The organism is Streptomyces sp. NPDC017936, from assembly GCF_044328485.1.
Classification (GTDB): Bacteria; Actinomycetota; Actinomycetes; order Streptomycetales; family Streptomycetaceae; genus Streptomyces.
This window is the reverse complement of the sequence record NZ_JBIRHK010000012.1, coordinates 233,005-254,149: the sequence shown is the minus strand read 5'-3', so window position 1 is coordinate 254,149 and position 21,145 is coordinate 233,005. Positions and strand designations below refer to the sequence as shown.

Below are 21,145 nucleotides of genomic sequence, written 5' to 3'. Positions count from 1 at the left end.
CCCCTACTCGACGAGCGCATCCGGCTTGCCCTTGCTGCGCGGCCGTTCCTCGACCATCTTGCCCCAGACGATCAACCGGTACTTGCTCGTGAACTCCGGTGTGCACGTCGTGAGGGTGATGTACCGGCCCGGCCCGGTGAATCCGGACTGCGGCGGCACGGGCTCGAGGACGCTCACGTTGCTCGGCGAGGTCACCGGCAGCATCGACGCCATCTTGTAGACGAAGTACTCGTCCTGCGTCTCGACGACGATCGCGTCGCCGGGCTGCAGCTTGTTGATGTACCGGAACGGCTCGCCGTGGGTGTTGCGGTGGCCCGCGAGTCCGAAGTTGCCGGTCCTCGCGTCGGGCATGGCCGTCTTCAGGGGGTCCTCGCCGTAGTGCCCGACCATGCCCTTGTCCAGCACCTTCTTGTTGCTGATGCCCTCGGCGATCGGCACCACCACGTCCAGCTCGGGGATGTGCAGGATGGCGAAGCCCTGTCCCGGGGAGAAGGTCCCCGGGTTGCGCTTGCCGCTCGCCCAGTCGTTCTGGAGGCTGCTCGCCTCCTTGTCCGCCTGCGCGTGCGCGCGGACGTTCGTCCACCACAGCTGGTAGGTGACGAACAGCAGCATCAGCACACCGGTGGTGATGAACACCTCGCCGACGGCCCGGCTGGCGACCACGGCCGCCCCCGGTCTGCGCGCCCGCGCCTGCCGGCGGGCCTCCACCCGCGAGAGCGGCCTCGCCTCCGCCGGGGCCGCCGACCCGCCCCGGGCCGGGCGGGCGGCCTCCGCGTCGGCGCCACGGCGGCCGTGACGGCGCTTGGCGGCTTTCCTGCGGGCCGCTCGGCCGCCCCCTGGGGGTCGAGTGACACCAGAGGCTGCCGGGGCCCCAGAAGCCGATATGGACGCGCCGCCGAACACGGAATCCGGCGACTGCGGTATCCGCAGGGCCACCGTCTCCTCGTCGAGGGGAGGCTCGTACGGCGCGCCGCCGTACAGATCCTCGCGTTCGGGGCGCAGCGCGGTCACGCCGTGGCCCTGCCCACCACCGGGGCCAGCCCCGCCGACCTCGCCACGGCGCCTTCGTCACCGCACTCCACCAGCCAGTTGGCCAGCATCCGGTGCCCGTGCTCGGTCAGCACCGACTCGGGGTGGAACTGCACGCCCTCGACGGGAAGTTCCCGGTGGCGCAGGCCCATGATGATGCCGTCGTGCGTGCGGGCGGTCACCAGCAGCTCGTCCGGGACCGTCGCCGGCTCGGCCGCCAGGGAGTGGTAGCGGGTCGCCGTGAACGGCGAGGGCAGCCCGGCGAAGACGCCCCGGCCCTCGTGCTCCACCAGCGAGGTCTTGCCGTGCAGCAGCTCCGGCGCCCGGTCCACGACACCGCCGTACGCCACCTGCATCGACTGCATGCCCAGGCAGACGCCGAAGACGGGCACGCCGGTCGTCGCGCAGTGGCGGACCATGTCGACGCAGACACCGGCCTGCTCGGGCGTGCCCGGGCCGGGGGAGAGCAGCACCCCGTCGAAGCCGTCCTGGGCGTGGGCCGTGGAGACCTCGTCGTTGCGCAGGACCTCGCACTCGGCGCCCAGCTGGTACAGGTACTGGACCAGGTTGAAGACGAAGCTGTCGTAGTTGTCGACGACGAGAATGCGCGCGCTCACTGGTTGTCCACCGTCACATCGTTGAAGGGAAGCAGCGGTTCGGCCCACGGAAAGACGTACTGGAACAGGACGTACACGACGGCCAGGATCAGCACGATCGAGATCAGCGCCTTCACCAAGACGTTTCCCGGCAGATGCCGCCAGATCCAGCCGTACATGCCGTCCCTTCCGTCGCACCACGGCACCAGACTCACGCCGTACCGCACCAGACTAACGGCGCAGAGCCTCCGGTTCTCCTGCCTCCACGGGCTGCGTGGAGTCCAGGTGCGCCCAGACGATCAGCCGGTGACTGTGCCCCCATTCGGGATCGCACGTGGTCAGCGTCAGATAGCGTCCGGGACGCGTGTACCCCGACATACGTGGGACAGGGTCGATCACCTCGACGTCCGTGGGAAGTGTTTTGTAGGGCCCTTGATCGATCCGGTACGTGAACCAGGTCGTCCCGTCCGTCAGCACCACCGCGTCACCGCGCCCGAGCCGGGGAAAGTCCTTGAAGGGGTCGCCGTAGGTGCGGCGGTGCCCGGCGACGGAGAAGTTCCCGGTCCCTCCGAGCCGCGCGGTCCCCGCGTAGTGCCCGAGCCCCTTCTTCAGGGTGCCGGTGGACGTCCCCTCGAGCACGGGCTTGTTCCACGTGAAACCGAGCCGCGGGATGTACATGATCGCGAAGGGCTCGCCCTTCCGGTACGGCGCCGGCGGCGCGGGGCTCGACGGGGCCCGGCCCGCCGAGGCGCCGGGCGCGGGGGCGGTCTGCCGCGCCCACTGGTCCCGCAGGCGGTCGACCTGGTCGTCCATCACGTGGTCGGCCCGCACGCCCGTCCAGAACAGCACGTAGACGAAGAAGAGCACGAGCACGGTGCCGACGGTGACGCACAGCTCGCTGACGGTCCGGACGATCACGCGCACCGGCGGCTCCCGTGAGGCGGTACTGCGGCTACTCCGGCTGTTCCACCGGCTTCGCGTAGTGCAGGTCCACTGTGCCCGAGTAACCGGGCAGAGTCACCGTGCCGTCCTCGGTGACCTTCCAGCCGAGACCGTAGACGTTGACGTACACCATGTAGTTCTGGATCGCCTGGGAGTCCGCGAGCGCCTGCTGGAGCTTCTCCGGGTCCCCGACCGCCTGGATCTTGTACGGCGGGGAGTAGACGCGGCCCTGGAGGATCAGGGTGTTGCCGACGCAGCGCACGGCGCTGGTGGAGATCAGCCGCTGGTCCATGACCTTGATGCCCTGGGCGCCGCCCTCCCACAGGGCGTTCACCACCGCCTGGAGGTCCTGCTGGTGGATGACCAGGTAGTCGGGCTGCGGCTCGGGGTAGCCGGGGAGCTTGGCGGTGGCGTTCGGCGGGGCGTCGTTGAGCGTGACCGTGATCGCCTCGCCCTTGACCGCCTGGGTGCCCGCCTCCTCCTCCAGCCGGGCGAGTTTCTCGTCCTCGGCCTTGGTGCTGCCGTCGTCGGCCTCGGCCAGCGTCTCGACGTCGTCCCGCAGGGCCGCGTTGGACTCGTCCAGCTCGCCGTTCTTGCGGCTGCGTTCCTGGATGAGGTCGGAGAGCTTCAGCAAGGACGTGTCCGTGCGGATGTTGGTGCCCTTGGCGGTGTCGAAGCTGGTGAAGAAGATGAGTCCCGCGAGGGCGAAGACGCCCACGGTGAGCACCCGGACCGGCCGGAAGCGGTACCGGCCGACGGGAGCAGAACCCGTTGTACCCGTCCCGGGGGAGTCGGCAGAATTGCTCAACGTACCCTTATCTCCTTCGGCGCCGTGGAAGCACTACGCTAACGGACGCCCGGGGGAGCGCTCAGTGTCCCCTTGTACGCTGCCCCGAGCCCGACCCAGTTCCCTGCGCGGCCACGCAGCGCATCGACAGGAGAGACCCTCGTGCCGAAGTCACGTATCCGCAAGAAGGCCGACTACACGCCGCCGCCGTCGAAGCAGGCGACCGCGATCAAGCTGAACAGCCGCGCCTGGGTCGCGCCGGTGATGCTGGCCATGTTCCTCATCGGACTCGCCTGGATCGTCGTGTTCTACGTGACCGACGGCTCCCTGCCCGTCGACCAGCTCGGCAACTGGAACATCGTGGTCGGCTTCGGCTTCATCGCCGCCGGCTTCGGTGTTTCCACACAGTGGAAGTAGCCGCGGAGGCACCTCTTCCCAGCGGTGCCCACTGAGTTATCCACAGCTCCGACGGATTTCCACACCCCGCCTGGGGAAAAGAAAGACGATCTGTGGATAACCCGTCGAGGGTTGACGCCGGTACGACTGACGCACCGGCCGCCGCAAATTTGTTCGCCCCCTGCCTGACCTGGGCACATGCCCGGCCGGAGACAGGGGGCACAGGTGTTCACGCACACTGTGCACAAGATCGGGCACTCTGTGGAAACAATCAGGCACTCTGTGGAAACAAGGGTGCTCAGGTGAGCTGAGCAGTCCTCAAGAGGGTCATCACCACGGCGATCACCAGCACCAGTGCACAGGTGCCGTACTGCACCAGGGCGCGGCGCTCGCGCGGGGCGTGGATCATCCCGTAGCCGATGACCACGCCGGCGACCAGGCCACCGATGTGGGCCTGCCACGAGATGTTGAAGCCGGGGTTGAAGGTGAAGATCAGGTTGATCACCAGCAGGGCGATGATCGGGCGCATGTCGTAGCGCATCCGGCGCATCAGGACGATCGTGGCGCCGAACAGGCCGAAGATCGCGCCGGAGGCGCCCAGCGAGGGCTGGTTCGGGGCGGCCAGCAGGTACGTCAGGGCGCTGCCCGCGAGGCCGGAGACGACGTACAGCGCGAGGTACCGGGCCCGGCCGAACGCCTGCTCCAGGGGGCCGCCGATCCACCACAGACTGAGCACGTTGAACACGATGTGGAGGACACCGCCGTGCAGGAACGTCGAGGTCAGCAGCCGGTACCACTGGCCCTCCGCGACGCCCTCGATCGGGCTGGAGAACGAGAACTGCGCTCGGCCGAACAGCTCGAACCGGTTGGTGAAGCTGTCGCCGACGGAGAGCTGGACCAGGAAGGCGGCGAGGCAGAGGCCGATCAGGATCTTGGTGACCAGACGGGGGTCCTCCGTCACCGTGCCGCCGGCGAGGGTGCGCGGACGCGACGCCGAGGGCGCGTGACCCGTGCCGGAGCCGCTGCGGACGCAGTCCGGGCACTGGAAGCCGACCGACGCGCTGACCATGCACTCGGGGCAGATCGGACGCTCGCAGCGGGTGCAGCGCACGCCGGTCTCCCGGTCGCCGTGCCGGTAGCAGACGGGCAGGCCGTTGTGGGCGTCGTCCCGGTGGCTGCCTGGCGCCTGGTCCATGGGGTCCCCCAGAGTCGTCGTCATGCAAGGCTTTGCCCCGCTCCTCCATACGGATGAGCGGGGCACATGGTTCCCGGCGGAACCGTCCGTCGAGCCGCCGGCGCCTGCCGGCCGGCGCTTCCCGGGCTGCTAGCGCTTCTCGACGACGACCGACTCGATGACGACGTCGTTGAGCGGGCGGTCCGTGCGCGGGTTGGTCTGGGTCGAGGCGATGGTGTCGACGACCTTCTGGCTCGCCGCGTCGGTGACCTCGCCGAAGATGGTGTGCTTACGGGTCAGCCAGGCCGTCGGGGCGACGGTGATGAAGAACTGGGAGCCGTTGGTGCCCGGACCCGCGTTGGCCATGGCCAGCAGGTAGGGCTTGTCGAAGCGGAGGTCCGGGTGGAACTCGTCCTCGAACTGGTAGCCGGGACCGCCGGTGCCGTTGCCCAGCGGGTCACCGCCCTGGATCATGAATCCGCTGATCACCCGGTGGAAGACCGTGCCGTCGTAGAGCTTCGCCGAGGACTTCTCGCCGGTGGCGGGGTGGGTCCACTCGCGTCCGCCGGTGGCGAGGTCGACGAAGTTCTTGACCGTCTTGGGGGCATGGTCCGGGAAGAGCCGGACCTCGATGTCGCCGTGGTTGGTCTTCAGGGTGGCGTACAGCTGCTCGGCCACGATCTGCCTTCCGTTGTCTTCCTGTGACCCCACGATCCTCGCACGCCCGGTGCCGTACGTCGCCCGACGACCTCTTCCCTCGCCGGAACAGGTCGTTTCGCGTACGGAAAAGCACTCAGTCGTCCGCGGCGGAAGCGGGCGGAGCCGATCCGTGGCATTGTCGACGACAAGCTCCCGTTGCCCTGTATTCACCCCCTCTTGTATCCGATCACTACGACTCGGGACGTTCGGCACCCGTATGCCCGTCCGAGAATGCCCCGCCGGCAGTCGGCAGGCATGATCCGTAAAAGGGTGGAAAGTCGAAATACCGTACGCCACCGAGGAGGAGGAACCCGTGACCCGCATCGACAGCGTGCGCGCCGCGACCGGCTCGGCAAAGGACAGCGTGCTGCACGCCGCGGAAGTGGTGGCGCCCTACGCCGACACGGCCAAGGAGAGGGCCGCGCTCTATGCGCACGAGGCCCGCGTACGGCTCGCACCCAAGGTGTCGCAGGCCGCCGAACAGGCCCGCGTCCAGTACGGCGCCCACGTCGCGCCCCGCCTGGAGCAGGCGCGGACACACGTCCCACCGAAGGTCGACTACGCCGCTCATGAAGCGGCACTCCGTACGCGCCTGGTCGCGCGGCAGGCCGCCGACTATTCCCGGCCGAAGATCGAACAGGCGATGGCCGCGGCCGGACCCGTGAAGACCGAGGCCGCTGCCCGGAGCGCCGCCGCGCTGGCCGCGCTGCGCGGTCAGGTGACGCCGAAGGACGTCCAGAGGCTGGTGCGCAAGCACCGGCGGCGGGCCAAGGCGGGCAAGCTCGCCAAGGTCCTGGCCGTGGTGGGTGTCGTGGGCGCCGGCGCTTTCGCGGCCTGGAAGTGGTGGGACAAGCAGGCCAACCCGGACTGGCTGGTCGAGCCGCCCGCCGCCACGGAGGTCCCCGCCGACGGCGGACTGGCCTCGGTGGACGGCACCAGCGGCACCACCGCCCTGGACCCCGAAGTCCAGGCCAAGGAAGCCGAGGAGGAGGCCGCGAACCGGGAGGACCGCAGCTGATCCGCACCCCTTCGGCCACGAGAACAACACGCCGTGACGACGGGCACACCGCGTGTGCGGGAGCCCTGCGGCGGCGTTTCACGTGAAACGCCCCTGCGATCTCCCTTCCCGGGGCCGCAGGGGCGTTTCCGCGGCACAAGTGCCCCCGACGCCCGAGGCGTTGCCCCTGCTTGCACAGAAAGCCCCTCTGACCTGCACTTCCGCAGGTCAGAGGGGCTTTCTGAGGTGTGGAGCCTAGGGGAGTCGAACCCCTGACATCTGCCATGCAAAGACAGCGCTCTACCAACTGAGCTAAGGCCCCTCAAGAGAGGCGTCCGGCAGGAGGAGAACCTCCGGCGGGCGCCGCAGACCAGAGTACCGGGTCACCCCCCGGATCTCGCAAAAAGATTGGGGGTCCCCGTCGATGACCACGCTCCGTAAGATGCTCGGCGGGGTTCGCTACAGCGAACCGCGGTTTCAGGGGAAGCGATGGGGAGACGCACATGGATGCCGCACAGCAGGAAGCCACCGCAAGAGCGCGGGAACTGCAGCGGAACTGGTACGGGGAGCCGCTGGGGGCGCTCTTCCGTAGGCTGATCGACGACCTCGGCCTCAACCAGGCTCGTCTCGCGGGGGTACTGGGTCTGTCGGCGCCGATGCTGTCGCAGTTGATGAGCGGCCAGCGGGCGAAGATCGGCAACCCGGCGGTGGTGCAGCGCGTGCAACTGCTCCAGGATCTGGCGGCCCAGGTCGCCGACGGCAGTGTCAGCGCCGCCGAGGCGACCGAGCGCATGGACGAGATCAGGAGGTCGCAGGGGGGCTCGGTGCTGAACAACACCACGCAGACGACGAGCGGCTCCGGGGCCCCCACGGTCAAGCGGGTGGTCCGCGAGATCCAGTCGCTGCTGCGCTCGGTGGCCGCCGCGGGCGACATCATCGACGCCGCCGACAACCTCGCCCCGACCCACCCCGAACTGGCCGAGTTCCTGCGGGTGTACGGCGCCGGCCGCACCTCGGACGCGGTCGCGCACTACCAGTCCCACCAGAACTGAGCCCGCCGGCCCGGTGACCGAAGGGGGTTCGGCAGCCGGGCCGACAGCAGGGGGGACAGCGGCAAGAGGTGGCGGTGGGGGCGATCGCGGTCGGGCAGGGGGGTCGACACGCTCACCGCGGGGGTAGCGAGGGGGTAGCGGGGGAAACCACAGGGGGAGGAGCGACGCACTGCCATGGGTGAGGTCTTCGCCGGACGGTACGAACTCGCCGACCCGATCGGCCGCGGAGGGGTGGGCGCCGTCTGGCGTGCCTGGGACCACCGGCGCCGTCGTTATGTGGCCGCCAAGGTGCTCCAGCAGCGCGACGCCCACACGCTGTTGCGCTTCGTCCGCGAGCAGGCGCTGCGGATCGACCATCCCCACGTCCTCGCCCCGGCCAGCTGGGCCGCCGACGACGACCAGGTCCTGTTCACCATGGACCTGGTGGCCGGAGGTTCGCTGGTCCACCTCGTCGGCGACTACGGCCCGCTGCCGCCCGCGTTCGTCTGCACCCTCCTCGACCAACTCCTGTCCGGGCTCGCCGCGGTCCACGCGGAGGGTGTCGTGCACCGTGACATCAAGCCCGCCAACGTGTTGCTGGAGGCCACCGGGACGGCCCGGCCCCGGCTGCGGCTGTCCGACTTCGGCATCGCGATGCGGCTGGGCGAACCGCGCCTGACCGAGACCAACCTCGTGGTGGGGACGCCCGGTTACCTCGCGCCCGAGCAGATGCTGGGCTCCGACCCCGACTTCCCCGCCGACCTGTTCGCCGTGGGCCTGGTGGCGCTGTACCTGCTGGAGGGCGCCAAGCCGGACGCCAAGGCGCTCGTCCAGTACTTCGCGGAACACGGAACTCCCCCGGCCCCCAAGGGGATCCCGGAGCCGCTGTGGCAGATCGTGGCCGCACTGCTCCAGCCGGATCCGGCGGCCCGTTTCCGCACGGCCACCGGAGCCCGCAAGGCGCTGGCCGCTGCCGTGGAGCTGCTGCCCGCGCCAGGCCCCGACGAGGAACAGATCGAGATCTTCGACCAGATCGGGCCGCTTCCCGCGGGGTTCGGACCGCAGGGGCCGCTGAAGCGCGCCCCGGGCATCACGGTGAAACCGTCGCCGTCGACCGGTGAGCACACGTGGCCGCGGCAGGACACGGGATCCCGCGCCCCCGCCGGCCCCGGCACCGACTCCCTCCCGGCCTGGCCGGGAACGGGGTCCGTGCCCTCCGGCAGCGCGCGTCCGGACCCGACGGCTTCCGGCGCGGGTCCGGGGCCGAGGACCCCGGGCGTGGGACACGGCTCCGTGGCCCACGGCGGCCCGCAGTCGGGCTCCGTGGTCTCCGGATCCCTGTCGTCCGGTCCGGGGACGGGTGCCGACTCGGTCCCGCGTCCGGGGCCGGACTCCGCGCCGGGCGACCCGCGCCGGTCCACGCACCCGACGCCCCCGTCGGCGGTCCCCGTGCCGCCCCACCCGTCCGCCGCGCCCGCGCCGTCCATGTCGGACACCGGCAGCTTCCACCTCCCGCCCCCGCGGCCCACGACGCACACCCCGGTGCCCGGCCGCGCGCCCGCGCCCCCTCCGCTTCCGCCCCGGGCCCCCGTCCGCCCGTACGAACCGCCCTACGCGCTGCGCCCCGGCGAGCAGCGGGCCGGCACGTCCACCGCTTCGTACACCGCCCAGGACCCGCAGGCCCCGTCCTCCTCACCGGCCTGCTCCCCGCCACCGTCCCCCGAGCAGCCGTCCCCCGCGTCCACGGCGACCGGCGGGCCCGAGGGGGTCCGCCGGGGGCACCGCCGGGTCCGTGCCGCCCGCCGGCCCGGCCCGCCGGTCAAGGTCGCGTTGCCGCTGCTGCTGCTGGCGCTGGCCTGTTACGCCGTGGGGTTCTGGGCGCTGGCGCGCATCTGAGCGGCGGCACGGCGCCGGGCCGTGACCGTCCACACGCCGAGCACCAGGAGCAGTGCGCTGCCGGTGCCGATACCGCCCGCCGCCACCGCCTTCATCGCGGTGCCGCCGCCCCCGGTCGCCCCGGTCCCGCTCCCCCCGCCGCCGGACACCTCGCCGCCCGTCACGGCCTGTCCGCCCGTCGTGTCGGCGTCGAAGACGCCCCGCGGCTGCGGCTGCCCGGCGTACCCCGGCCCGGACTCCACGGCTCCGTCGACCCGGATCCGGAGCTTCACGCCGTACGGCCCGTCCCCGAAGCGGTCGGCGACGCGCGCGGAGAGGTGGAGCACGAGGTAGTACGAGCCGGCGAACCGCAGGTTCCCGGCCGGGCCGGCGGGGGCGTAGCGGTTGGCGTACCGGACCGGCGGCAGCGGGGCCAGGGAGGCCGACGTCTGCCGGCCGCCGTAGCCGATGTCCGTGTCCACCACCTCGGCGCGCACCGGGTTGTGGAGGGTCATCTCCAGTGCGGGCACCACGAAGCCGGTGTCCTTCTCCGCGCTGTCCAGGTCGACGGTGGCCGACAGCTGCTGCCCCCAGCCGACGGGCACCTTGTAGAAGAGGGTCTGGCCGGGGGTGATGTCGTCGCGCCAGACGCCCTGCCGCAGGGCGGTCGCCCCGGCGAAGCCCTCGCCGCCCCGGCGGGTCACGGCCTCTCCGGCGAAGGGCGCGGGGGTGGCGGGGGTCCCCGTTCCGGGCGCGTCCGTCGGGCCGGCCTTCTCCAGGGGCGGCTCGCCGGCGGGCGCGAGCTCCAGTTCCCAGGGCCGGTCGGAGTCGCCGTCCGACCCGGAGCGCTGGACGACGACGTAGTACGTGCCGGCCTCCTGGCACAGCTGCTTGCCGGCCCGGATCTCCCGCGCGCCCCAGGCCGTGAGCGGACGCGGGCTGCGGGACGCCCCGACCGTCACGGAGTCGGAGGAGCACCGGACGCCGTCGGCGTTCTGGACGGAGACCTTGATCCCGTCACCGCTGCCGAGCGCCGCGCCGGAGCGGGGGACGGCCGTGACGGAGACGTACGCGGTCGAGGCGTCGTCGAGTTCGAGGCGGTAGAAGGCCTTCTCGCGGCCCGTGAAGGAGCTGCGGTAGACGGTGCCGGGAGTCAGGCGTTCGGCGTCGCCGGTGCCGGTGGCCGCCGTGACGCTCCGGGCGTCGCCGGCGAAGCCGTAGGAGGGGACGGCCGCCACGGCGACCGCTCCCGGGAACGCCACGCAGGACACGGCGGCAGCCGCCGCCACGGCGGTGACCCTCACGACGGCCCTCGGCCTGGCGGCCCACCGCTCCGCACGCCGGCCCATCCCACGCCCCCTCGCCCTCACCGGCACCCGGTCCTGCCCGGACCCGGCACGGCCCGTCCGCCCGGACCCGGCCGGGGCCCATCCTGCCCCGCCGGCCCGCGCACCGCCCCCGCGATCCGTACGAGCGTCCGGAACACCCCTCTATCCGGGAAGGGCGCCGCACGCAACACGAGACCCGCACACAACACGAGACCCGGGAGCAACACAAGACCCCGGCCGCACACGGCGGCCGGGGTCTGTTCGGTTTCCGGTGTCTGTCCTCACGAACCCGTGGGCACGGAGTCGGTCGCCTCCGTCCACAGATCCTGCTCGGCGCGATCCGCCTGGATCTGGCGGTACACGAGGAGCCCGCCGATGGCGGCCAGTGCGACCAGGAGAAGCTTCTTCACCGCGCGACCTCGTCTTTCCTTGACGTAGGGGACCTCTGGCGCCCGACTATACACACCGACCGATATCGATCGGTGACCTGCGTCGGCCCCTCGGCTCCCGCCCTCGACGGCGCGGTGAGGGGCCGGGGACGAAGCGGGTCGGGCTCTCCGACCAGAGGGTGATCACACCGCCACGGAGCCCTCTTCGCCCCACTCGATCCCCTTTCGGTATTTTTCTCCCTTCTTGCGCCCATCCGAGTGGTGTTCATCCGAACATCCCCCCGTGGCGAGCGTCGGTCCACCACATCCCGAGCCCCGTACACATGATGGGCAAAGTACGCAAATCGCCCGACCCGAAAGTGAGGGGACTTGGCCGAGAACCGGGTCATGAAGCTGTGGACCACCATCGTCACCGCCTTCCTCGCCCTGTGCGCCGCACTCGGATTCGTCACGACGACCGCCACGACGGCGGTGGCACGGACCGAGCCGACGCGCAACAGCGACAGCAACGGCAACACCGTCCACCCGATCGTGCCGGAGTCCCCCTGGGCCCGGTTGTTCGCCCGGTCTCTGCCTCCCACGATGAAGCAACGCATCCGCGCCGAGGCGCACGGCAAGTCCCCCAGCTGCCGCGCCCGTCCCCTGCCCGAGGAGGAATCCGCCGACCACCTCCAGGGCGACTGCGACAGCGAGCCCGCACCGGAGGAGCCCGCCCCATCGATCCCGCCCCAACGCTGAGGATCCGGCACCGACACGACGTAACGGCGACTCGAGCACAGCGCGAAACGAAGCAGGCCCGGAAGCTCCGCGAGGAGCCCCCGGGCCTTCGCCGCGACCGGTCCCGCCGGGCGGGACGCCCTGACCGACCTCAGGCCGAGCCGTGGTCGTCGGCCGGCCGCGCACCGCACCGCACCGCACCGCACCGGACCGCACCGGACCGCACCGGACCGCACCGGACCGCACCGGACCGCACCGGACCGCACCGGACGAAGAACGCCGGACGACACATCGGTGAGCCCCCCGTGCCCGACCCGCACGACGTGAACGACGAAGACCCGGGCGACCGGCCGCACGGCGTCCCCCGCCGGGCCCCGCCCCCTCGGGCGGCCGGAAGCCGTCCAGGGGCCGCGCGCCCGGGAGTCGCCCGCCGACGGACGCTCGCGCGCCGCTGACGGCTAGCCGATGGTGATGGCCTGGGACGGGCACCTCTCGGCCGCCTCCCGCACCCGCGGGTCGTCGCCCGCGTCCTCGCGCCCCGGGACGACCGCGCCGTATCCGTCGACCTCGGTGAAGACGGACGGCAACCGGTAGGCGCACTCACCGGACCCGTAGCAGCGGTCGGGGTCCACGGAGATCCTCATCTGCACTCCCGTCGCGACACGCACCGAGCAACCGTCAGGACGTGACTGCCCTTCGCGCGACCCGCCCAACCGGCCCGCGGCCCCGGCACGGCGAACCGCCGCCGTCCCGCCGTCTGCCGTCTGCCGTTCGGGACGACGCGTCCCCCGCGTCCGCCCGGCGCCTTCCCGCACGCCGCACCGTTCGGCACCGGTCCCTCCCCTCGTGCGGACCGCTGCCGAACGGTGCGAGTGGCGTCGGTCCGTGCCGTGAGGCATGGACCGAGACGGGCGGGGAACCCGTGGGCGGTGCGACAGCGGCCCGACCGGACGCTGCCGCGCGGGTCCCCGCGCGATCAGGTGACGGAAGCGTCGCGACCGTCCGGGAAGGCCGGCGGAAGTCGGCCGGGAACATTCGGCGCCATGAGCTGTCTCCAAGCGCGGTGCTGGTGGCCTGTTCGGGCGACGCCCGGGTGGTGCGTGACTGCGACGGGATCCTGCCAGTCACCGGCCCGTGCCGAGGAGGTTCCGGCGTCCGGTCACCGGCTCGGCCGCAGGTCAGCCGTATAAGGTGAGTTTTCCGGACCGGATGCGGCGGCGGGAAGCAAAGGGGTGGGGACCTTGAGTTCCGGCTCAGGGGCACGGACAGCCTTCGCGGAACGTCTCGCGCTGCTGTACAGGGAGGCCGGCAACCCTCCCCTCAAGCGCGTGTCCGAGGCGGTCGCCCGCCTCCAGCGGGTCGACGAACGCGGGCGTCCCGTCCGGGTGTCCGCCCAGCGGATCAGCGACTGGCGACGCGCCAGGAACGTACCCGCGCAGTTCCCCGCCCTCGCGGCCGTACTGCACGTCCTCATCCCCGACGCGCGTCGGCTGCGCCCCGTACCGGTCTCCGCCGGGCTGTACGACCTGGCCTCGTGGCAGCGCCTCTGGGAGCGCGCGCTGGCCGACCCGGCCGGCGACACCGAGACGTCCCGCGAGGAGAGGCTCCCGGGCGGGTCCCCGCCCGTCCCGGGGGGCGTGTGCCCCTACCGGGGCCTCGCGTCCTACCGCCAGGAGGACGCCCGGTGGTTCTACGGCCGGGAGCGGAGCACCGGGGCGCTCGTCGCCCAGCTCCACGCGGCGGAGGCGACGGGGGGCCTGGTGATGCTCGTGGGCGCCTCGGGCGCGGGCAAGTCCTCCCTGCTGAGCGCGGGCCTGGTGCCCGCACTGCGCGGCGGCCCGCCGGGGGACGAGGACGGCCCGGCCCGCACGGTCCTCCAGCTCGTCCCGGGGGCCGATCCGCTGGCGGAACTGGCCGGCGCGATCCCGGAACTCGCCCGGGTCCTCACCGGGACCGCCCCCGCGCCCGTCCCCCCGGCCGGTGCCGCGGAGGGCGGCGGCACGGAGGCGGAGTCCCCCGGCACCACCGGCTTCGCCCACGCGGTCCGGGCCGCCCTCACGGCCTGGGCGCACGGGGACGCCACCGCCTCCGAACGCCCCGCCCGGCCGGTCGTCATCGTCGACCAGTTCGAGGAGACGTTCACTCTCTGCCCCGACGAGGGGACGCGGCGCGCCTTCATCCAGCTCCTCCACGCCGCCTGCACCCCCGCCGCCCCGGGCGAGGCGGCCCCCGTCCTCGTCGTCCTCGGCGTCCGCGCCGACTTCTACGAGCAGTGCCTGGGCCATCCCGAACTGGCCGACGCGCTGCAGCACCGGCACATGGTGCTCGGGCCACTGACCTCCGCGGAGTTACGGGAAGCGGTCACCGGCCCCGCCAAGGCCGTGGGACTCGAACTCGAGCCGGGCCTCGTCGAACTGATCGTCCGTGAGGTCGGCGCCGACGGCCCGCGCGGCGCGCACGGCGCGGGCGTGCTGCCGCTCCTCTCCCACGCCCTGCTCGCCACCTGGCAGCGGCGCAAGGCGGGCCGGCTGACGCTGGCCGGGTACCGGGCGGCCGGCGGCATCCAGGGGGCGGTCGCGGCGACCGCCGAACGCGCCTGGTCCGGTCTCGACCCGGCGGCCCGTACGGCCGCGCGGCTGCTCCTGCTGCGGCTGGTCCGGCTGAGCGAGGACGCCCAGGCCACCCGTCGCCGCGGGACCCGGCGCCGGCTGACGGCGGAGTCGACCGACCCGGGCAAGACGGAGCAGTCCCTCGAAGCGCTGGTGCGCGCCCGGCTGGTGACGCTCGACGCGGAGACCGTGGAGATCACCCACGAGGCGCTGCTGCACGCCTGGCCGCGGCTGCGCGACTGGATCGACGAGGACCGCAACGGCAACCTGTTGCGCCAGCGCCTGGAGGAGGACGGCAGGGCCTGGGAGGGCTCGCACCGCGACGCGTCGCTGCTCTACCGCGGTTCGCGGCTGGAACAGGCCCGCGCCTGGGCCAGGTCCGCCGGCGACACCTCGCTGACCCGCAGCGCGGTGGACTTCCTGGCCGCCTCGGTCAGGCTGCGCAGACGCACGGTGTGGATCGGCCGGGCCGCGGTGGCGACCCTGGTGGTCCTCGCGCTCCTGGCCTCCGGAGCGGCGGTCGTGGCGTGGCAGCAGCGCAACGACGCCGTGTTCGAGCAGGTGGTCGCCGAGGCCGACCGCGTCCAGTACACCGACCCCTCGCTCTCCGCCCAGCTCGACCTGGTGGCGCACCGCCTGCGGCCCGACGACGCGGGCACGGCCAACCGGCTGATCTCGATCGTCAACGCACCGCTCGCCACACCGCTCCTCGGCCACACCGGCGCCGTCTACCTCACCTCGTTCAGCCCGGACGGACACCTCCTGGCCACCGCCGGCTACGACCGCACCGTGCGGCTGTGGGACGTGAGCGACCCGGCCCGCCCCGAACCCCTGGGCAAGCCCCTCACCGGCCACACCAGTTGGGTGAGCAGCGCGGTCTTCAGCCCGGACGGACGGACCCTCGCCAGCGCCGGCGACGACGGCACGATCCGGCTGTGGGACGTCCGGGACCCCGCCCGCCCCCGGCCGCTCGGGGCGCCGCTGACCGGCCACAAGGGCACGATCTACCTGCTCGCCTTCAGGCCCGGCGGGCGCGTCCTGGCCTCCGCCGGCGAGGACCGCACCGTACGGCTGTGGGACACGGCCGACCCCCGCCGCCCCGCCGCGCTCGGCACCGCCGCCGGCCACACCGCCGCCGTGCGCTCGGTGGCGTTCAGTCCCGACGGCAGGACCCTGGCGAGCGCCGGCGACGACGGCACGGTCCGGCTGTGGGGCGTGGACGCGCCGGAGCGGCCGGAGCCCCTGCGCACCCTGACCGGCCACACGGACCTGGTGCACTCCGTGGCCTTCAGCCCCGACGGCCGCACCCTGGCCAGCGGCGGCGCGGACGACACCGTCCGCCTGTGGAAGGTGACGGAGCCGCGCCGGGCGGCCCAGCTCGGCCCGCCGCTCACCGGCCACACCGCCCCCGTCTGGTCGGTGGCCTTCAACCCCGAGGGCACCCTGCTCGCCGCCGCCAGCGCCGACAGCACGGCGAGCCTGTGGAACGTCAGCGATCCCGCGTACCCGTCCCAGATCGGTGAGCCCCTGGCCGGGGGCAGCGGTGAGATGTACGCCCTGGGCTTCAGCCCGGACGGCCGCACCCTCGCCACCGGGAACGGCGACAGCAAGGTGCGGCTGTGGTCGATCCCGACGTCGGACATGATCGGCCGCAGCGGAGCGTTCCGCCCCGACGGCCGGGTGCTGGCCACGGCGGCGCGCGACGGCAGCGTCCGGCTGTGGAACGTGGAGGCCCCGGACCGGCCCGTCCTGCTGAACGCCCCCTTCATGCCCGGGGACGACGGCCAGCGCTCGCTGGTGTTCTCCCCGGACGGCCGCACCCTCGCGGTGCTCACGGGAGGCCGGACGGTCCACCTGTGGAACGTCGCCGATCCCGCCCGGCCCCTCTCCTACGGGCCGCCCCTCGTCCTGGGCACCCGGTTCATGGGCCCCGAAGCGCTGGCGTTCAGCCCGGACGGCCGCACCCTCGCCACCGCCCACGACGACCGCACCTTCCGGCTCTGGAACGTCACCGACCCGTCGCACCCCCTCCCCCACGGCGCCCCCCTCACCGGCCACAAGGGCTACGTCAACGCCCTGGTCTTCAGCCCGGACGGCCGCACCCTCGCCAGCGGCAGCGCGGACGGCACGATCCGCCTGTGGAAGGTGACCGACCCCCGTCGCCCCGCGCTCCTCGGCGCCCCCCTCACGGACCACCGGGGCCCGGTCAACACCCTCGCCTACAGCCCGGACGGCCGCACCCTGGCCGGCGGCGGCGACGACGACACCGTCCGCCTCTGGAACGTCACCGACCCCCGTGCGGCCACCGCGGTGCGCGCGCCCCTCACCGGCCACACCGAAGCGGTCGTGTCCGTGACGTTCAGCCCGGACGGCCGCACCCTGGCCAGCGGCGGCCACGACAACACGGTCCGCCTCTGGAACGTCGCCGACCCCGCGGACGCCACCGCCATCGGCCAGTCGATGAGCCCGAACGCCAGGACGGGCAACTTCCTGTCCTTCAGCCCCCGCGGCCGCATGCTCGGGGTGTCGAGCGGCACGGACACCGTCCGGCTCTGGAACCTCGACGTCGACCGGGCCATCCGCCACATCTGCTCGACCACCCGGGGCGTCCTGACCCGCGACGTGTGGCACGAGTACCTGCCCCGTCTCTCCTACGAGCCGCCCTGCGACCAGTGACCGCGAAGTGATCCGCGCCACAACGTCCCGGCGCGTCCGAGCGGTCCCCTCCCTCCGGTCAACCGGCCTTGTTAGCCTTGGCCATGGCCCGGCCGCCGGCGCATCCCCCGTCGCCGGCGACCGGGCCTTTCGCCGCCCCGCGCGGACCGACGTCCCGGAACACCCGCTCCACGCCCCCGGCCCACCGATACGCGGACCCCGTGAGCCCACAGCCCACACGCCGAAGACCCCCGGTCCATCCGGACCGGGGGTCTTCGTGCTGGTGGGGCTAACAGGATTTGAACCTGTGGCCTCATCCTTATCAGGGATGCGCTCTAACCAACTGAGCTATAGCCCCGCCGCGCTCTGCGGTGTGTGTCCCGCGCGCTGACTCCTGAAGATTAGCGCACGACCAGCGCAGTCCCAAAATCGATAGGCGGGGGAGCGGGTCCGGCGGGTTCAGCCGCAGCTCACTCGTCCTCGGCCAGCGTCAGCTCGACGCCGCCCACGAAGCCCGCGGAGAGGTTGTAGATGAACGCGCCGAGCGTCGCGAGGGCCGTCGCGAGGACGACGTCGATGACCGCGATGATCGACGTGAACATCAGGACGTTGGGCAGCGACAGGAAGGCCTGCAGGTCGAAGCCGTTCGACTCGTTCGAGCCGGTCGCCTCCGAGATGGTGCCGCCGACCGTCGAGAAGACGCCCATCGCGTCCATGACCATCCACAGGACGGCGGCCGCGACGATCGTGCAGATGCCGAGCGCGATGGAGAGCAGGAAGCTGACCTTCATCACCGACCACGGGTCGGCCTTGGCCACCCGCAGCCGCGCCTTGCGCACCCGGGGCGTGGTGCGGGCGCCGGTGCGCGGACGGCGCACCGCGCCGGCCGCGCCGTCCTGCGCCGGGTAGGCCTGCGGCGGGTGGTACGGCCCGGAGGGCTGCTGCGGCTGCCGCTCGCCGGGCAGCGGGGAGACCCCCTGCTGGGTCTGCGGTCCTCGGGTGTCCGTCACGGTTCCCCCTCGGGATCCCTGCGATCCCTGTCCGTCGGGCGAGGGCGAGTCGGCCGAAGACGCCTTGACCGGCTTCAACTGCGTGGTGTGCGTGTCCAGCGCCTGGCCGTCGGCGCCCCGCGCGTCGGTCGTACGCGCGGCCTTCGCCCCCGTGGCGGAGCCACGGCCGCCGTCGTCCGTTTCCTTGCCGGCAGAGGTGCCGGCCGACGTACCGACCGAACCGGCGCCCGTGGCTCCGCTCACGATGACTCACTCCTCGTGCTACTCGGCCGAGGGCGACTCACCCTCGTCCGTGCCGCTGGTCGCGGCGTCCTCGGCGGTGTCGGCCTCGGCAACGTCGCCGTCGACCTCCTCCGCTTCCCGCCCCGCCTCGGCGTTACGTGCGATGCCGACGACGGCATCGCGCTTGCCCAGGTTGATCAGTTGGACGCCCATGGTGTCACGGCCCGTCTCCCTGACCTCGTTGACTCGCGTACGAATCACACCGCCGCCCAGCGTGATGGCGAGGATCTCATCGGTCTCCTCGACCACCAGCGCGCCGACGAGCGAACCACGGTCTTCGACGATCTTGGCGGCCTTGATGCCGAGACCGCCGCGACCTTGGACGCGGTACTCGTCGACGGCGGTCCGCTTCGCGTACCCGCCGTCAGTGGCAGTGAACACGAACGTACCGGGTCGAACAACATTCATCGAGAGCAGCTCGTCGCCCTCACGGAAACTCATGCCCTTGACACCCGAGGTGGCACGGCCCATCGGGCGCAGGCTGTCGTCCGTGGCGGTGAACCTGATCGACTGTGCCTTCTTGCTGATCAGCAGCAGATCGTCGTCGGCCGAGACGAGTTCCGCACCGATCAGTTCGTCGTCGGAACCGTCCTCCCGCTCACGGAGGTTGATCGCGATCACACCGCCGGAGCGAGGCGAATCGTAATCCTTCAGCGGCGTCTTCTTGACCAAGCCGGCCTTGGTGGCCAGCACCAGGTACGGCGCCGCCCCGTAGTCGCGGATCGCGAGGATCTCGGCGATCGCCTCGTCCGGCTGGAAGGCCAGCAGGTTGGCGACGTGCTGGCCGCGTGCGTCCCGGCCCGCGTCCGGGAGCTCGTAGGCCTTCGCGCGGTACACGCGGCCCTTGTTGGTGAAGAACAGCAGCCAGTGGTGCGTGGTCGACACGAAGAAGTGGTCGACGATGTCGTCTTCCTTGAGCTTCGTGCCGCGGACGCCCTTGCCGCCGCGCTTCTGGGCCCGGTAGTCGTCCGTCTTGGTGCGCTTGACGTAACCGCCGCGCGTGACGGTGACGACGATGTCCTCCTCGGCGATCAGGTCCTCGATGGACATGTCGCCGTCGTAGGGCACCAGCTTGGTCTTGCGGTCGTCGCCGTACTTCTCGACGATCGCCGCCAGCTCCTCGCTGACGATGCCGCGCTGGCGGACCGGGGAGGCGAGGATCTCGTTGTACTCGTTGATCTTCGCCTGGAGTTCGTCGTGCTCCTGGACGATCTTCTGGCGCTCCAGGGCGGCCAGTCGGCGCAGCTGCATCTCGAGGATGGCGTTGGCCTGGATCTCGTCGATCTCCAGGAGGCCCATCAGGCCCGTGCGCGCCACGTCGACGGTCTCACTGCGCCGGATCAGCGCGATGACCTCGTCGATGGCGTCCAGGGCCTTCAGCAGGCCGCGCAGGATGTGCGCGCGCTCCTCCGCCTTGCGCAGCCGGAAGCGCGTGCGGCGGACGATGACCTCGATCTGGTGCGCCACCCAGTGACGGATGAACGCGTCCAGGGAGAGCGTGCGCGGCACGCCGTCGACCAGCGCCAGCATGTTCGCGCCGAAGTTGGTCTGCAGATCGGTGTGCTTGTAGAGGTTGTTCAGGACGACCTTGGCGACCGCGTCGCGCTTCAGCACGATGACCAGACGCTGTCCCGTGCGGGACGACGTCTCGTCACGGACGTCCGCGATGCCGCCGATCTTGCCGTCCTTCACCAGGTCGGCGATCTTCTGCGCGAGGTTGTCGGGGTTGACCTGGTAGGGCAGCTCCGTGACCACCAGGCACTGGCGGTTCTGGATCTCCTCGACCTCGACGACCGCGCGCATGGTGATCGAGCCGCGGCCCGTCCGGTAGGCCTCCTCGATGCCCTTGCGGCCGACGACGAGCGCGCCGGTCGGGAAGTCGGGGCCCTTGATGCGCTCGATCAGCGCGTCCAGGAGCTCCTCGTGCGAGGCCTCCGGGTTCTCCAGGTACCACTGGGCGCCGGCCGCGACCTCGCGCAGGTTGTGCGGCGGGATGTTGGTCGCCATGCCGACCGCGATGCCGGCCGAGCCGTTGATCAGCAGGTTCGGGAAGCGGGCCGGCAGGACGGTCGGCTCCTGGGAGCGGCCGTCGTAGTTGTCCGTGAAGTCGACGGTCTCCTCGTCGATGTCGCGGACCATCTCCATCGACAGCGGCGCCAGCTTGCACTCGGTGTAGCGCATCGCCGCCGCCGGGTCGTTGCCCGGGGAGCCGAAGTTGCCGTTGGAGTCCACCAGCGGCATCCGCATCGACCACGGCTGGGCGAGGCGCACCAGGGCGTCGTAGATCGAGGAGTCGCCGTGCGGGTGGTAGTTGCCCATGACGTCGCCGACGACGCGGGCGCACTTGTAGAAGCCGCGCTCGGGGCGGTAGCCGCCGTCGTACATGGCGTACAGCACGCGGCGGTGGACGGGCTTGAGGCCGTCCCGGACGTCCGGCAGCGCACGCGAGACGATGACGGACATCGCGTAGTCGAGGTACGAGCGCTGCATCTCCGTCTCGAGCCCGACGGGCTCGACACGCATCGCGACTTCGCCGCCCTCTTCAGGGGTGGCGGGGCCAGAGGGAATGTTCGGGGTCTCGTCGGCCATTGCTGGTGAAGATCCTTCCTGGTGCGGTCAGCTGAGACCG

Annotated in this window: 18 protein-coding genes and 2 tRNA genes; 6 read left to right on the top strand and 14 right to left on the bottom strand. The window is 71.9% G+C overall.

The features are described 5' to 3' along the window. Positions 1-3 precede the first annotated feature (3 nt). Genes ACH4F6_RS25365 through ACH4F6_RS25345 form a run of 5 tightly spaced genes read right to left on the bottom strand, consistent with a single transcriptional unit; the run spans position 4 to position 3,375 of the window. Positions 4-1,011: a class E sortase gene (locus ACH4F6_RS25365; RefSeq protein ID WP_397962602.1), complete on the bottom strand. Its 1,008-nt coding sequence runs from the start codon at positions 1,009-1,011 to the stop codon at positions 4-6. Continuing rightward, entirely contained in the window at positions 1,008-1,646 is a 639-nt protein-coding gene (locus tag ACH4F6_RS25360; protein WP_397962601.1) for an aminodeoxychorismate/anthranilate synthase component II, read from the bottom strand. Before ACH4F6_RS25360 ends, ACH4F6_RS25365 begins: the two co-directional genes overlap by 4 nt. After that, positions 1,643-1,804: a hypothetical protein gene (locus ACH4F6_RS25355; RefSeq protein ID WP_397962600.1), complete on the bottom strand. Its 162-nt coding sequence runs from the start codon at positions 1,802-1,804 to the stop codon at positions 1,643-1,645. The genes ACH4F6_RS25360 and ACH4F6_RS25355 overlap by 4 nt, the downstream gene beginning before the upstream one ends. A 52-nt stretch (positions 1,805-1,856) precedes the next feature. Then, positions 1,857-2,549: a class E sortase gene (locus tag ACH4F6_RS25350; RefSeq protein ID WP_397962599.1), complete on the bottom strand. Its 693-nt coding sequence runs from the start codon at positions 2,547-2,549 to the stop codon at positions 1,857-1,859. A 28-nt stretch (positions 2,550-2,577) separates the two neighbouring features. Beyond that, complete coding sequence (locus ACH4F6_RS25345) at positions 2,578-3,375, bottom strand: DUF881 domain-containing protein (RefSeq protein WP_397962598.1); 798 nt, start codon at positions 3,373-3,375, stop codon at positions 2,578-2,580. Between the two features lie 141 nt (positions 3,376-3,516). Here ACH4F6_RS25345 and crgA point away from each other — a divergent pair, with 141 nt between their 5' ends. Next, complete coding sequence (crgA, locus tag ACH4F6_RS25340) at positions 3,517-3,771, top strand: cell division protein CrgA (protein WP_397962597.1); 255 nt, start codon at positions 3,517-3,519, stop codon at positions 3,769-3,771. A 277-nt stretch (positions 3,772-4,048) separates the two neighbouring features. Here the strand turns inward: crgA and ACH4F6_RS25335 are convergent, their stop codons facing one another. Next, complete coding sequence (locus tag ACH4F6_RS25335; RefSeq protein ID WP_397962646.1) at positions 4,049-4,945, bottom strand: rhomboid family intramembrane serine protease; 897 nt, start codon at positions 4,943-4,945, stop codon at positions 4,049-4,051. Positions 4,946-5,074: 129 nt separating this feature from the next. Next, entirely contained in the window at positions 5,075-5,602 is a 528-nt protein-coding gene (locus ACH4F6_RS25330; RefSeq protein WP_397962596.1) for a peptidylprolyl isomerase, read from the bottom strand. 334 nt (positions 5,603-5,936) lie between these two features. Between ACH4F6_RS25330 and ACH4F6_RS25325 the strand changes: the two genes are divergently transcribed. Continuing rightward, a complete protein-coding gene (locus tag ACH4F6_RS25325) occupies positions 5,937-6,641 on the top strand; it encodes a DUF5324 family protein (RefSeq protein ID WP_397962595.1) in 705 nt (234 codons plus the stop codon). A gap of 228 nt (positions 6,642-6,869) precedes the next feature. Here the strand turns inward: ACH4F6_RS25325 and ACH4F6_RS25320 are convergent. Continuing rightward, a tRNA-Ala gene (locus tag ACH4F6_RS25320) sits at positions 6,870-6,942 on the bottom strand. A 181-nt stretch (positions 6,943-7,123) separates the two neighbouring features. On the opposite strand from ACH4F6_RS25320, the gene ACH4F6_RS25315 reads away from it, so the two are divergent. Both ACH4F6_RS25315 and ACH4F6_RS25310 read left to right on the top strand, forming a co-directional pair. Further along, positions 7,124-7,672, top strand: coding sequence for a helix-turn-helix domain-containing protein (locus ACH4F6_RS25315; protein ID WP_397962594.1), 549 nt, complete (start codon positions 7,124-7,126; stop codon positions 7,670-7,672). Positions 7,673-7,846: 174 nt separating this feature from the next. After that, the gene (locus tag ACH4F6_RS25310) at positions 7,847-9,547 is read left to right on the top strand and encodes a protein kinase (RefSeq protein ID WP_397962593.1); all 1,701 of its coding nucleotides are present in this window, start codon (positions 7,847-7,849) and stop codon (positions 9,545-9,547) included. On the opposite strand, the gene ACH4F6_RS25305 is transcribed toward ACH4F6_RS25310, so the two are convergent. Continuing rightward, positions 9,511-10,815 (bottom strand): hypothetical protein, encoded by a 1,305-nt coding sequence (locus ACH4F6_RS25305; protein ID WP_397962592.1) that lies wholly within the window; start codon positions 10,813-10,815, stop codon positions 9,511-9,513. The two genes, ACH4F6_RS25310 and ACH4F6_RS25305, sit on opposite strands and share 37 nt — an antisense overlap. Before the next feature lie 320 nt (positions 10,816-11,135). Continuing rightward, complete coding sequence (locus tag ACH4F6_RS25300; RefSeq protein ID WP_003999697.1) at positions 11,136-11,264, bottom strand: DLW-39 family protein; 129 nt, start codon at positions 11,262-11,264, stop codon at positions 11,136-11,138. A gap of 348 nt (positions 11,265-11,612) precedes the next feature. On the opposite strand from ACH4F6_RS25300, the gene ACH4F6_RS25295 reads away from it, so the two are divergent. After that, entirely contained in the window at positions 11,613-11,981 is a 369-nt protein-coding gene (locus tag ACH4F6_RS25295) for a DUF6344 domain-containing protein (RefSeq protein ID WP_397962591.1), read from the top strand. 437 nt (positions 11,982-12,418) lie between these two features. On the opposite strand, the gene ACH4F6_RS25290 is transcribed toward ACH4F6_RS25295, so the two are convergent. After that, positions 12,419-12,604: a ferredoxin gene (locus tag ACH4F6_RS25290; protein WP_397962590.1), complete on the bottom strand. Its 186-nt coding sequence runs from the start codon at positions 12,602-12,604 to the stop codon at positions 12,419-12,421. 588 nt (positions 12,605-13,192) lie between these two features. On the opposite strand from ACH4F6_RS25290, the gene ACH4F6_RS25285 reads away from it, so the two are divergent. Then, a complete protein-coding gene (locus ACH4F6_RS25285) occupies positions 13,193-17,245 on the top strand; it encodes an AAA family ATPase (protein ID WP_397962589.1) in 4,053 nt (1,350 codons plus the stop codon). A 260-nt stretch (positions 17,246-17,505) separates the two neighbouring features. On the opposite strand, the gene ACH4F6_RS25280 is transcribed toward ACH4F6_RS25285, so the two are convergent. From ACH4F6_RS25280 to gyrA, 3 genes are all read right to left on the bottom strand, one after another. Further along, positions 17,506-17,582 (bottom strand) — tRNA-Ile (locus tag ACH4F6_RS25280). 112 nt (positions 17,583-17,694) lie between these two features. Further along, complete coding sequence (locus tag ACH4F6_RS25275; protein ID WP_397962588.1) at positions 17,695-18,477, bottom strand: DUF3566 domain-containing protein; 783 nt, start codon at positions 18,475-18,477, stop codon at positions 17,695-17,697. Positions 18,478-18,495: 18 nt separating this feature from the next. Then, a complete protein-coding gene (gene gyrA / locus ACH4F6_RS25270) occupies positions 18,496-21,105 on the bottom strand; it encodes a DNA gyrase subunit A (RefSeq protein WP_397962587.1) in 2,610 nt (869 codons plus the stop codon). Between the last annotated feature and the right edge of the window lie 40 nt (positions 21,106-21,145).